The organism is Flavobacterium sp. AED (assembly GCF_000812945.1).
Classification (GTDB): Bacteria; Bacteroidota; Bacteroidia; order Flavobacteriales; family Flavobacteriaceae; genus Flavobacterium.
On record NZ_JSYM01000007.1, the window covers coordinates 162,548 to 177,004 of the forward strand.

Annotated in this window: 8 protein-coding genes and 1 rRNA gene; 5 read left to right on the forward strand and 4 right to left on the reverse strand. The window is 33.3% G+C overall.

Annotated features, from left to right (window positions below; translation table 11 throughout):
- Nucleotides 1-5 precede the first annotated feature (5 nt).
- Both OA85_RS16800 and OA85_RS16805 read left to right on the forward strand, forming a co-directional pair.
- Nucleotides 6-1,037 carry an aminotransferase class I/II-fold pyridoxal phosphate-dependent enzyme gene (locus OA85_RS16800; RefSeq protein WP_039110985.1) on the forward strand — a complete coding sequence of 344 codons (1,032 nt, stop codon included), beginning with the start codon at nt 6-8 and terminating at the stop codon, nt 1,035-1,037.
- 58 nt (nt 1,038-1,095) lie between these two features.
- Nucleotides 1,096-1,563: a DUF1456 family protein gene (locus tag OA85_RS16805; RefSeq protein WP_039110986.1), complete on the forward strand. Its 468-nt coding sequence runs from the start codon at nt 1,096-1,098 to the stop codon at nt 1,561-1,563.
- A gap of 100 nt (nt 1,564-1,663) precedes the next feature.
- On the opposite strand, the gene OA85_RS16810 is transcribed toward OA85_RS16805, so the two are convergent.
- A complete protein-coding gene (locus OA85_RS16810; protein ID WP_039110987.1) occupies nt 1,664-3,232 on the reverse strand; it encodes a YdiU family protein in 1,569 nt (522 codons plus the stop codon).
- A 230-nt stretch (nt 3,233-3,462) separates the two neighbouring features.
- A complete protein-coding gene (sucC, locus tag OA85_RS16815) occupies nt 3,463-4,656 on the reverse strand; it encodes an ADP-forming succinate--CoA ligase subunit beta (RefSeq protein WP_039110988.1) in 1,194 nt (397 codons plus the stop codon).
- Between the two features lie 398 nt (nt 4,657-5,054).
- On the opposite strand from sucC, the gene gltB reads away from it, so the two are divergent.
- The 3 genes from gltB (at nt 5,055) to lysA (ending at nt 12,436) form a co-directional block, all read left to right on the forward strand.
- Complete coding sequence (gene gltB / locus OA85_RS16820; RefSeq protein WP_039110989.1) at nt 5,055-9,569, forward strand: glutamate synthase large subunit; 4,515 nt, start codon at nt 5,055-5,057, stop codon at nt 9,567-9,569.
- 2 nt (nt 9,570-9,571) lie between these two features.
- A complete protein-coding gene (locus tag OA85_RS16825; protein WP_039110990.1) occupies nt 9,572-11,026 on the forward strand; it encodes a glutamate synthase subunit beta in 1,455 nt (484 codons plus the stop codon).
- A gap of 192 nt (nt 11,027-11,218) precedes the next feature.
- Nucleotides 11,219-12,436 carry a diaminopimelate decarboxylase gene (gene lysA, locus OA85_RS16830; protein ID WP_039110991.1) on the forward strand — a complete coding sequence of 406 codons (1,218 nt, stop codon included), beginning with the start codon at nt 11,219-11,221 and terminating at the stop codon, nt 12,434-12,436.
- Between the two features lie 70 nt (nt 12,437-12,506).
- Here lysA and pafA read toward each other — a convergent pair whose 3' ends face one another.
- Together pafA and rrf are read right to left on the reverse strand one after the other, a co-directional pair.
- Nucleotides 12,507-14,123 carry an alkaline phosphatase PafA gene (gene pafA, locus OA85_RS16835; protein ID WP_039110992.1) on the reverse strand — a complete coding sequence of 539 codons (1,617 nt, stop codon included), beginning with the start codon at nt 14,121-14,123 and terminating at the stop codon, nt 12,507-12,509.
- A 197-nt stretch (nt 14,124-14,320) separates the two neighbouring features.
- A 5S ribosomal RNA gene (gene rrf, locus OA85_RS16840) occupies nt 14,321-14,430 on the reverse strand.
- Between the last annotated feature and the right edge of the window lie 27 nt (nt 14,431-14,457).

Below are 14,457 nucleotides of genomic sequence, written 5' to 3' on the forward strand. Positions count from 1 at the left end.
TTTAAATGAAAGTCAACCAATTTCCAGATCGAATAATAGAAATCAACAATGAAGACTATTTGTATTTTGGCGGAACAGCCTATTTAGGTTTACCAACGCATCCTGAATTCCAAAAGCTTCTCATCAAAAATATTTCACAATGGGGAACGGCTTACGGAAGTTCCAGAAGTGCCAACATTCAACTGACTGCTTACGAAAATGGAGAACGTTTTTTAGCTAATTATATCAAGGCAGATGCTGTTCTTACCGTTTCCTCCGGTATGTTGGCGGGAAAATTAGTAATAGAGTCATTAATACCTCAAACCGATTACTTTTTTCATTTTCCAGATACGCATACTGCTATCAAAGCGGCAAACAGTCTTCCTTTTTTTATTGGAGAAAAATTAAATCCTCGTTTACTGGATACCGTAACTGAAAAATTTACGATTCTGACCGATGCGGTTCCTTCTTTTCATATAGAACCAATCGATCTTTCAGTTCTAAATTTAATTCCGTCCCATAAAGAAATTACTTTGGTTGTAGATGAATCCCATTCGCTTGGAATTATGGGTACGAATGGTTGCGGGATTTTTTCGAATATTGATCTTCCCAATATTAAAAGAAAAATCATGCTATCCTCTTTAGGTAAAGCCTTTGGATTGACAGGAGGTGTAATTGCTAGCGATTCTGAATTTATTAATCAGATGGCAGCTCACGATACTTTTGTTTCCAGTGCCGGAATGAACGCTGCATTTGTACAAACTATGGCTGACGCATCAGCAATTTATTTGCAACAGCATCAAAAATTAAAAGACAATTTAAACTATATAGATACTCATTTAATTAAAAATAAAGTAGTTCATTTTGATCCAAATTACCCCTTAATTTATCCGGAAATCGAAGGAATAAATGAAATTTTCACTTCGAATAACATTATTGTAACTAATTTTAAATACCCAACAGACACCAGAGATTTAAATCGAATTGTAATTACTGCCAATCACAAAAAAGAAGATTTGGATAAAGTAATTCACATTCTGAACCAAAACCAATTCTAAATCTAAAATTGTGGTGCAATTGCTTTTTAACCGTACCTTTGTAAAAAATTAGAATATGATGACAAACAACGATATCTTTAAAAAACTTCGCGTAGCTTTAATGTTGCGTGACGATCAAATAGTTGAAATATTAGAATTAGTAGATTTTAGAATCACTAAATCAGAATTGGGTGCTTTTTTCCGTGATGAAAAACATGAGAATTATATGGAATGTGGTGACCAAGTGTTACGCAATTTCTTAAACGCTTTAGTAATTCACTTGCGTGGAACTAAAGAAAATCCAAAAAATCCAAACGATGTTTTAGCTAAACACAAAGCTCAAATTCCTGTAAAAGAAGGAGCTTCAGAAAGAGCTGAATTTAAAGCGAAGCCAAGAGACGAAGAAAAATCAAGAGGTGACGAAAGTCCTTCAAAATCAAAACCTGCTGCTAAGAAACCATTCAAAAAACAATTTTCAAAAGGGAATCCAAAAATTCAAGTAGTCGAGAAAGTGAAATTTAATTTCGGTAAGAATAAAAAATCATAAGTAGTGCAATCTGTGCACTTCTACTAAATTAAACTAAAAAATCCTGAACGAGAGTTCAGGATTTTTTTTATATCTTTAAAAATGTCTCATCAAAAAAACTTTAAGAACTACAGCTTAACATAGAACATCCCACTTTATCTCTAGCCCAATCAGGTCTTTTAGCAAACCATTTTTGAAAATTTGGTTGTTCATCATAGGGATTTTTAAGCATTTCAAATAGTTCATTTAGTAAAGAATAATTTCCCTTATCTGCATCTTCAATACACAATTGTGCCATATAATTTCGCAATACATATTTCGGATTTACTCTATTCATTTGCTCTTTTCTTTCGGTATCCAACAGCGTTTCTTCATTGATTCGAATACTATAATTTTCAAACCAGTCGTGCCAATCTTTCAAGATAGTTTCATTCAAATCCTTTTCGTTATAGAAGGCATCTTTTATTTTATTGAAAGCTGTTATTGCTGTATCCTCTTTAGTAACAGTACTTAGATTTCTAAAGAAAATCGTCATATCAGTTTCTACCAATTGAAGCAGTTGTGTTAAACTTTCAATTAAGATTGCATCAGTTTCTTTTTTGATTTGGAAACCGAGTTTATTTTGCATCATATTCAAATACTTCTTTTCGTAATCAAGACTAAAAGCATCCAAAATAGTTTCAAGAGGTTTAGCATCCTGAATCAAAGGATACAAAGCGTTAGCCAATTGATACAAATTCCACAGCGCAATTTCAGGCTGATTACCAAAACGGTATCTTTTATGCTGTCTATCGGTTGTATTGGGTGTCCAGTTGGGATCGTAATCTTCCAACCAACCGTACGGCCCGTAATCAATAGTGATACCATGAATGGACATGTTGTCGGTATTCATAACACCATGAACAAAACCTATACGTTGCCAGTGCACAATCATATTCAGTGTAGTCTGGGCAACTTCATGAAAAAAGTCCAGATATTTCCCAACACCTTCTCCTTGAATATGAGGAAAATGATGTTTGATGGTGAAATCAGCTAATAATTTGAGATTAACATAGTCTTTTCGAGAAGAAAACAATTCAAAGCTACCAAAACGGATAAAAGAAGGAGCTACTCTACAAACAATTGCTCCTTTTTCGTAGGCAGGATTTCCATTATACAATACATCCCGTAGTACTTGATCGCCAGAAAGCATTAGCGAAAGCGAACGTGTTGTAGGAACACCTAAATAATGCATCGCTTCGGCACACAAATGCTCTCGAATGGAAGAACGCAAAACCGCAAAACCATCTGCTGTTCGGGAATATGGTGTAGGCCCTGCTCCTTTCAGTTGCAAAGTGTACGTCTTATTGTCGTCATGAATAACTTCGGTTAAATTGATGGCACGGCCGTCTCCTAATTGCCCAGCCCAATTCCCAAATTGATGTCCGGCATAACACAATGCAAAGGGCTTAGTTTCCGGATAAACGGTGCTTCCTGAAAAAGTATTTAAAAAATCAGTTGAAAGTATATCTTCATGAGAAAGACCAATAGCATTTGCTACTTCATTTGAAGCATGAATTAGTGAAGGATTTGAAGGTTTTTTAGGTAGTACAAACGAATAACAAGCTTGCTGTACCTGTCTCGGCGTATTGCTTTCACTTGGGTCAGCAGGTAACTCGGCAGTAAAATTATTTTGTATATGAAGTTTCATTTCGTAACAGATTAATATAAACTAGAAATAATTAAGACTAGCACAATGTAAAGGTATTCGATACCGTACATATAATTGAATTCTTATGATAACTTTATTTTATAACCAAAGTAATTTTATTTATAAACACTAAAAGCGCAATTTATAGTATCATCAACAGTATAAATTTATTACATAAAAAAAATCCTGAGCTTTCACTCAGGATTTTTTAATATATAATAATTTTCTAATTAAGAAAGTGCTGCTTTTACTTGATCCGCTGCTTCTTGAAATTCAACAGCAGATAAAATTGGCATTCCTGAATTATCAATTAATTCTTTTGCGATAGCTGCATTTGTACCTTGTAAACGAACAATGATTGGCACTTTAATTGCATCACCCATATTTTTGTAAGCATCAACAACTCCTTGCGCCACACGGTCACAACGAACGATTCCTCCAAAAATATTAATCAAAATTGCTTTTACGTTTTGATCTTTTAAGATAATACGGAAAGCCGTTTCAACACGTTTTGCATCAGCAGTTCCACCTACGTCAAGGAAGTTAGCAGGCTCAAAACCAGCATACTTAATTAAATCCATAGTTGCCATAGCTAAACCAGCTCCGTTCACCATACATCCTACTGTACCGTCAAGATCAACATAGTTTAAACCTACTTCTTTTGCTTCAACTTCGATTGGATTTTCCTCACGAACGTCACGCATATCAGCATATTTCTTTTGTCTGTATAAAGCATTATCATCGATATTTACTTTAGCATCTACAGCCATAATTTTATTATCAGATGTTTTCAAAACCGGGTTGATTTCAAACATCGAAGCATCAGAACCAATATATGCATTGTATAAAGAATCGATGAATTTCACCATTTCTTTAAAAGCATTACCTGAAAGACCTAAGTTAAAAGCAATTCTTCTTGCTTGAAAACCTTGTAATCCAACAGAAGGATCAACTTCTTCGGTAAAAATTAAATGTGGTGTGTGTTCTGCAACTTCTTCAATATCCATTCCACCTTCAGTAGAATACATAATCATGTTACGACCTGTTGCTCTATTCAATAAAACAGAAACATAAAACTCAGAAGTTTCACTTTCGCCAGGATAATAAACATCTTCAGCAATTAAAACTTTATGTACTTTTTTACCTTCTGCAGAAGTTTGAGGTGTTACCAATTGCATTCCAATGATTTGTTCTGCAATTTCTTCTACTTGTTGTAAATTTTTGGCAAGCTTAACTCCACCACCTTTTCCACGTCCACCTGCATGAACTTGGGCTTTTACTACATACCAACTTGTACCAGTTTCTGTAGTTAATTGTTTTGCAGCAGCAACAGCTTCTACTGGACTATTAGCAACGATTCCGCGTTGAATGCGAACCCCGTAGCTAGCTAAAATCTCTTTTCCTTGATATTCGTGTATGTTCATAATATAGAATTTGTCTGGATTCTGAATTTATTTCAGAATAAAAGTGGCACAAAAATAGCAAAATTAAACTTAACTACTATTTTTTTTTATTAAATGTAGCCCCTAAATTTGTACATTTCAAGGTATTCATTGAGCGAAGCAAAAAATATAAAAAATAACAAACATTTTGTTATAATTCTAAAACAAAAATCATCAGTAAAACAATTCTCTCAAAATTATTGCCTTATGACCTTTTAATCCGTTTTCTTTTTATCGAAAAATCAATTCAAATGTATTTAAATACAATTATTGTGATTTATCGCACCTTTTTCTACTATTACTGTAAAAATACGCTCATTTTGGCTTTTGTATTCATTATATGTTACTAAATCTTTAATTTTGTAAAAAAAATATTAAGCATGAAAGTTAAAGAACAAGGCCTTTATTTGCCCGAATTTGAACATGATAATTGTGGCGCAGGATTTATTTGTAATTTGAATGGAATTAAGTCTAATGATATTATTCATAAAGCACTTGATATCTTAATAAAGCTAGAGCATCGTGGAGCTGTAAGTGCAGATGGAAGAACAGGAGATGGAGCTGGAATATTATTTGATATCCCACATATCTTTTTTAAAAAAGTATGTGATTTTGAAATCCCAGAAGCAAGACAATATGCAGTAGGAATGGTTTTTATGCCAAAAAGCATAAACCAAGTAGCTTTTTGTAAAACAACTTTTGAGGATTCTATACGCAATCAAAATTTAGAAATTCTAGGATGGAGAGATGTTCCTGTAGATGTTTCTAATTTAGGACAAATTGCAGCTGAAAAAGAACCAACCGTAAAACAAGTATTTGTTGGTAAAAACGGATTGGACCTTACAGAACAACAATTTAACGCCAAAATGTTTGCTGCAAGAAAAATTGCAGAACATACAATAAGAAATTCAAGAACTTCAGAAAGTCATATGTTCTATTTTTCTAGTTTTTCAACAACTACCATTATATATAAAGGTTTGTTGATGCCAGAAGACATTAGCCGTTATTACACAGATTTATCTGATACTGATTTAGTTACCAGATTAGCTTTGGTTCACCAACGTTTTTCAACAAATACATTTCCTTCATGGGAATTAGCACAACCATTTAGATACATGTGTCATAATGGAGAAATCAATACCCTTCGTGGTAACATTAGCAGAATGCGTGCTCGTGAAGAATTGATGCAAAGTGATGTATTTGGCGATGATTTGAAAAAATTATTCCCTATTATATTAGAAGGAAAATCGGATTCAGCTTCTATGGATATGGTTGTCGAGTTGTTATTAATGACTGGACGTTCTTTACCAGAAGCAATGATGATGGTTGTTCCTGAAGCTTGGGAAAAACACCAGACCATGTCGGAAGACAAAAAAGCATTTTACGAGTATAATGCTTGTATCATGGAGCCTTGGGATGGTCCAGCTTCTATACCTTTTACAGATGGTAACGTTATTGGAGCCTTATTAGATAGAAATGGTTTGAGACCATCTCGTTATACACTTACAAAAAGTGGTTTCGTAATTATGTCTTCAGAAATTGGTGTTCTTGACATCAAACCGGAAGATGTAGTGCAACATGGTCGTTTAGAGCCAGGAAAAATGTTTTTGGTTGACATGAACGAAGGTAGAATCATTGAAGATGATGAGATCAAAAATTCAGTAGTTACCAAACGTCCATACAAAAAATGGTTAGATGAGAATTTATTGCAATTAGCTCAAATTCCTTATACTAATAATCCAATACCAACCGAAAAAATAGACTTTGCTACTAGACAACGTTTATTTGGTTATACAATTGAGGATTTAAAAACAATCATAAACCCTATGGGAGCTCAAGGTAACGAAGCCTTAAGTTCTATGGGTAACGATACTCCATTAGCGGTTTTATCAGATCAACCACAATTATTATACAACTACTTCAAACAATTATTTGCTCAGGTTACCAACCCACCATTGGATGGTATTCGTGAAGAAATCATTACTGATATCAGCTTGGCAATTGGAGGAGATTTTAATATTTTTGATATTGAGCCTAAACATTGTAAGAAATTAAAAATCCAAAATCCAGTTATTTCAAATGAGGATTTAGATAAAATAAGAAATATTGATCATGCTGATTTCAAATCGGTGACTATTTCTACTTTATACGATATCGAAAAAGGAGTAAATGGATTAGAACGCGCTTTGGAAAGAGCAGTTCAAGCTACTTTTAAAGCAGTTTCAGAAGGTTGTAATATTGTAATCATTTCTGATAGAGGTGTGAGCGAAAAAATGGCTCCAATACCTATGTTATTGGCTTGTTCTTATATTCATCATTCACTAAATATTCTAAAAGTTCGTTCGAAATTTGGAATCATAATTGAATCTGCTGAACCACGTGAACCACATCATTTTGCATTATTATTTGGTTATGGCGCAAGTGCAATAAATCCTTATATGGTAAATGAGATTATTCATGACCAAGTTAATGAAGGTTTTATTACTGGTGTAAAAGCAGATTATGCGATTAAAAATTATAATAAAGCGATTGCAAAAGGAATCCTTAAAATCATGAATAAGATTGGTATCTCAACTTTACATTCGTATAGAGCTGCTCAAATTTTTGAAATTTTAGGATTAAATAAAACATTCACTTCTAAATATTTCCCTTATACCCCTTCTAGAATTGAAGGAATTGGTCTAATGGAAGTAGAAAAAGAAATCAAAAAAAGATATCAAAAAGCTTTCCCAAATTCAAAAGTGGCCAATTTATTGTCACTTGAAATTGGAGGAATCTACAGATGGAGAAGAACCGGGGAAAAACACATGTTCAACCCAACAACTATTTCTAAGTTACAACAGGCAGTTAGATTAAATAGCCCAGAAAGTTATAAGGAATACTCCAATATGGTCAATGACCAAAGTAAAAACCTAATGACTATTAGAGGTTTATTTGAATTCAATAATTTAGATCCAATTTCTATTGACGAAGTAGAACCTTGGACAGAAATTGTGAAAAAATTCAAAACTGGAGCCATGTCTTATGGATCTATTAGTCAGGAAGCCCACGAAAACTTGGCAATTGCCATGAATAGAATTGGTGGAAAAAGTAATTCTGGAGAAGGTGGAGAAGATCCTAAACGTTTCCAAAAAGACTTAAATGGTGATTCTAGAAATAGTGCAATTAAACAAGTTGCTTCTGGAAGATTTGGAGTGTCTATCAACTATTTGACAAATGCCAGAGAGATTCAAATAAAAATGGCTCAAGGTGCAAAACCTGGAGAAGGTGGACAATTACCAGGAGAGAAAGTAGTGCCTTGGATTGCTGCTGTAAGAAATTCAACTCCTTATGTTGGACTAATTTCGCCTCCGCCACATCACGATATTTACTCTATTGAAGATTTATCACAATTGATTTTCGATTTAAAAAATGCCAATCGTGAAGCACGTATTAACGTTAAGTTAGTTTCTGAAGTTGGTGTTGGAACAATCGCTGCCGGTGTTGCTAAAGCAAAAGCTGATGTGATCTTGATTTCAGGATACGATGGAGGTACTGGTGCTGCACCATTAACTTCACTACAACATACAGGTATTCCTTGGGAACTTGGACTTGCCGAAGCACAACAAACTTTAATCTTAAATGATTTAAGAAGTCGTGTAGTTTTAGAATGTGACGGACAATTAAAAACAGGACGTGATGTAGCTATCGCTGCTTTACTTGGAGCTGAAGAATTTGGTTTTGCAACAGCACCGTTAGTAGCGTCTGGTTGTATCATGATGAGAGCTTGCCACTTGAACACCTGTCCAGTTGGTATCGCTACTCAAGATCCAGAATTGAGAAAAAATTTCAAAGGGACTCCAGAGCATATCATCAACTTCATGTATTTTATTGCTGAGGAGTTAAGAGAAATCATGGCGCAATTAGGATTTAGAACACTAAAAGAAATGGTGGGACAATCTCAAAAATTGAATGTCAACAAAGCTATTAAACATTATAAAGCAAGTGGATTAGATTTATCTACCATTTTATATAAACCAGAAAAAGCTAAAGTTGTTCCAAATCATAATACAACAACACAAGATCATGCTTTAGATAATGTACTTGATTTTGAAATTATAAAAGCAGCTATTCCTTCTATTTATAGAAAAGAAAAAACAAGAGTTACTTTTGATATCAAAAACACGGATCGTTCTGTTGGTGCAATATTAAGTAATGAAATTTCAAAAATATATGGTGCACAAGGTTTACCGGAAGACACGATATTAGTAGATTTTGAAGGTTCTGCCGGACAAAGTTTTGGTGCTTTTGCAACAAACGGTCTGTCATTCAAAATTCATGGAAACTGTAATGATTATTTAGGAAAAGGACTTTCAGGTGGTAAATTAATTATCAAAGTCCCTCCTACTGCAACATTCAAACCAGAAGAAAATATTATCATTGGTAACGTTGCACTTTATGGAGCAATTACTGGTGAAGCTTATATCAATGGTATGGCTGGAGAACGTTTCTGTGTTAGAAATTCTGGAGCAACAGCAGTTGTTGAAGGAATTGGAGATCATGGATGCGAATATATGACTGGAGGTACTGTTGTAGTTCTGGGGAAAACTGGAAGAAATTTTGCTGCTGGTATGAGTGGTGGTATTGCTTATGTTTTTGATCCAAATAAAAAATTCGATGCTACTGTGTGTAATATGGAAATGGTTGCTTTTGAAACATTAGAAGAAGAGGATATAACTAAACTGAGACGTTTAATTAAAAATCATTCTATGTATACAAATAGTCCATTGGCAAAAAGAATTTTGGCTGATTGGGAAAATCAACAAAAACACTTTATAAAAGTAATGCCAACTGATTACAAAAAAGCATTGAAAAGATTAGCAGAAGAAAAGAAAATTGAAGAACTAATAGCATAGTCATGGGTAAGATAGGTGGATTTAAAGAATATAGTAGAACTGACGAAAATAATATAGCTGTTGTAGAACGTGTATCAAACTATAATGAGTTTACAATTCCGTTAGCAAAAGATAAAATAAAAGAACAAGGATCAAGATGTATGGATTGTGGTATTCCTTTTTGCCACAGTGCTTGTCCGTTAGGAAATTTAATTCCTGATTTTAATGACATGGTACATCAAGAGGAATGGGAAAGTGCATTGGAGATTTTGCAATCAACAAACAATTTCCCTGAATTCACAGGAAGATTATGTCCTGCTCCATGTGAAAAATCATGTGTATTAGGTATAATCAGTGAACCAGTAGCTATTGAAAATATTGAAAAAAATATTATCGAAAGAGGTTTCGCAGAAGGATGGATAAAACCACAAATTCCAGCGACAAGAACAGGCAAAAAGGTAGCTGTCATAGGCTCTGGTCCTGCTGGTTTAGCGGCTGCACAACAATTAAATCGTGCAGGACATACCGTTACCGTTTTTGAAAGAGACAATGCAATTGGTGGATTATTACGTTATGGAATTCCTAATTTTAAATTAGAAAAAGGAATTATCGATAGACGTGTTGCTGTTTTAGAAGCAGAAGGGATTGTATTTAAAACCAATGTAAACGTTGGTGTAAATTTCAGTATTGAAGAATTAAATTCTTTTGATTCAATCGTATTATGTGGCGGTGCAACTGAAAGAAGAAGCTTACCTACAAAAGGAATTGAAAGCAAAGGAGTTGTTCAGGCAATGGACTTTTTAACCCAACAAACTAAAGTATTATACGGAGAATCAATTCAGGATCAAATCAAAGCAACCGGTAAAGATGTTATCGTTATTGGTGGTGGAGATACTGGATCGGATTGTGTTGGAACTTCAAACAGACACGGTGCAAAATCGGTTACTAATTTTGAGATTTTACCAAAACCACCAGTTGGAAGAAGTGAAACTACTCCTTGGCCATTTTGGCCATTACAATTAAAAACATCCTCTTCTCATGAAGAAGGTTGTGACAGAAACTGGTTAATCAATACCAAAGAATTCATTTCTAATGAAAAAGGAGAATTAACAGGATTGAAAACCGTTGAAGTAGCTTGGAAAATGACACCAGGACAAAGACCAGAATTGATAGAAAAAGAAGGCTCAGAAAAAATATGGCCTTGTGATTTAGCTTTATTAGCACTTGGATTTACAGGTCCTGAGAAAACATTAAGTGATCAATTAGGATTGGAAGTAGACTTTAGAAGCAACTATAAAGCAAATAATTATCAAACAAATGTTCCTCATATATTTACTGCCGGTGACATGAGAAGAGGTCAATCCCTAATTGTTTGGGCAATATCTGAAGGTCGTGAAGCTGCTAGAGAAGTAGATAATTATTTAATGGGTTTCACAAATTTACCAACTAAAGGTAACGGTGATTTACCTAGTTTATAAAAAAAAGTAATTTTACAAAATCCCTTGATAAATTAATTATCAAGGGATTTTTATTTTCTTAAAAGTTATAAAAAACAAAAAAATCACATTAAATGTTTAAAATATAACATTTTGTTATATTTTGTTAAAATCAATGCTTTTATTTGTTTGTATTGATAAAGAATAATAAATTTGCCTAAAAATAGAATCAAAATGCAAGGAAAAGACTTATTACAATTAGCAGAACAATTCGGCAGTCCGTTATATGTTTACGACGCTGAAAAAATACAATCTCAATACAATAGATTAACAAAAGCTTTTTCAAAAGTAGATAAGTTACGTATTAATTATGCAATGAAGGCACTTTCAAATGTAGCTATCCTTCAATTACTAAAAGAAATGGGATCTGGTTTAGACACTGTATCTATTCAAGAAGTATTACTAGGACTTCATGCAGGATATGAGCCTGAAAAAATATTCTATACCCCAAATGGAGTTTCTTTGGAAGAAATTGAAGAAGTTTCTGCTATGGGAGTACAAATTAACATAGATAATTTATCCATTTTAGAACAATTTGGTACAAAATATCCATCTGTACCAGTTTGTATCCGTATAAATCCTCACGTAATGGCGGGTGGTAATGCAAATATATCTGTCGGTCATATTGATAGTAAGTTTGGTATTTCCGTTCACCAATTACCACATTTGGTTCGTATTGTTGAAAATACAAAAATGAATATTGTAGGTATTCACATGCATACAGGTTCCGATATTCTTGACATAGAAGTGTTTTTATATGCAGCTGAAATCTTATTTGATGCCGCAAAAAACTTCAAGAATCTTGAATTTTTGGATTTTGGAAGTGGTTTTAAAGTACCTTACAAAAAAGATGATATCGAAACTGATATTGAAGAATTAGGCAAAAAACTTTCCAAAAGATTCAATGCTTTTTGTACAGAATACGGTAAAGAATTAACATTAATATTTGAACCAGGGAAATTTTTAGTAAGTGAAGCTGGTTTCTTTTTAGCTAAAGTTAATGTGGTAAAACAGACTACATCAACTGTTTTTGCAGGAATAGATAGTGGTTTTAATCACTTAATTCGACCAATGTTTTATGGCTCACAACATCATATTGAAAATATATCACACCCAAAAGGAAAAGAGCGTTTCTATTCTGTTGTAGGATACATTTGTGAAACTGATACTTTTGCAAATAATAGAAGAATATCCGAAATAAAAGAAGGTGATATTTTATGTTTTAGAAATGCAGGAGCCTATTGTTTTTCTATGGCATCTAATTATAATTCAAGATACAAACCAGCAGAAGTATTGTGGATGAAAGGCGAAGGGCATTTAATAAGAGCACATGAAACCTTTGAAGATTTATTAAAAAATCAAATTCCATTACCAATAGTTGCAACTGTTTAAATAAAAATTAAAATCCCATCTCCGTTTTAAACATGAGATGGGATTTTTTATTAAACGTAATAATTAAAATTTACTTATTTTCTAAAACTTCTTCCAAAACATTAGCTTCAGTTCCATTTGGAAAAGGAATTTTTATTTTTTGAGCAATAGTAGGTGCAATTTGTGTTATATATTTTTTAGCAAATGATTCACCATGCTTAACATGCCAACCATAGAAGAGCACTGGTACATGTGTATCGTAGCTATATGGTGTTCCATGTGATGTTCCAGTCCCTTGATATTCTATATAGGCAGCTTTATCAAGAATAACAAGATCTCCATCTTGTGTTGGATCATATCCTTTTGTTATAAAATTAAGATAATAATCATTTCCGGTAGAACCAAGAATTTCTTCTTCAGTATAGACTCTTTTAACTTGCTCTTGGGTCATCAAATAGTCTTTAAAAGACTGTTTTACTTTATTCAAATCAAACCCTTTAGACTTAATAATATCTTTATTAAAGAAAAGATTAAAATTAGAATAATTCAAAACTAAATCCTCTCCAAAAGTAGCGATAGAAAAATCTTTTAATCCTTTAATAATATCTTTTGGATTAATGCTTTTTACGTTGTATCTATTATCTCTAAGATAGTTCGCATTTTCAGCTCCTGCATGATCTGCAGTGAGAAAAAGCAAATAATTATCTTTTCCTACCGTTTTGTCTAAATAAACTAAAAACTCAGCGATTGTCTGATCTAAACGTAAATAAGTATCTTGTAACTCAATAGATCTTGGTCCAAGTAAGTGACCTACATAATCCGTAGAAGAAAAACTTACTGTCAAAAAATCGGTGATATTATCTTTCCCTAATTCTTCTTTTTCAATGGCTTTCATTGCAAATTCTGCCAAAAGGTTATTACCAAATGGGGTAGAACGTATTATTCCTGCATCATTTTTATCATACATATCTTTTAAATTATATGGAAATACAGGTGCAATACTATTGTACAATTTTCCTTCATAAGGATTATCATCGGGGAGGCTTTCGTTATAAGTTGCTACAGGTTTGAATAAATTCCAACCTTTAGTTATATAAGGCATGTATCTTTTTTCCTGATTGAATTGTGTAACCCAATCCGGTAATGCTGAACCATAAAAAGAACTGGAAATAAAAGCTCCGGTTTTACTGAACCAAAAAGCCCAATTAGCAAAATGTCCCGCAGGCAAAATGGCTCCACGATCCTTCAAGCTCATTCCAATAACTTTTCCTTTAAAATTTGTAGCTAATCGTAATTCATCAGTAATGGTTGTGCTTTGCAAATTCTTAGGAGACATTTCTCCCTCTTTGGCTGTACCATCTCCAATTGTTTTTACTGACGCATCGTCCGTACAATACATCTCTTTACCTAGACTTCTGCTAAACCATTCATTTCCTACAATTCCGTGTGTAGAAGGAGTAGTACCAGTATAAATAGAGGCATGCCCCGGAGCTGTATAAGTAGGCATATAATTATAATGCATATTTTGGAAAGTATATCCATTACTCATTAATCTTTTAAAACCATTAGGAGAAAAATCATCCGAAAAACGATATAAATATTCCATCTTCATTTGATCTACAACAATACCAACAACTAATTTAGGTCGATCTTGAGCCTGCATATTTAGAGACATGATAAATGTCAAAAACAAAATATTTTTTTTCATATTGTAATTTTATATAGTTCAACAAAAATACAATTTAATGCTATAAAATAAGTCTGAACCAGAACTTAAGCATAATAAATTAATCTTTATTTAACTCATTCAAAATGGACTTTTGTCACTAATTCTCCTTCAGCATCCCTAAAAAAGCTATAAAGCAAAAAAAATCCTATTCAAATAAATGAATAGGATTCTTCAAAGAAAGGCGACGACATACTCTCCCACATAACTGCAGTACCATCTGCGCAGGCGGGCTTAACTACTCTGTTCGGGATGGGAAGAGGTGAGCCCCGCCGCAATAACCACCTTAAGAGGTTATAATTGCTTTGGGCAATTA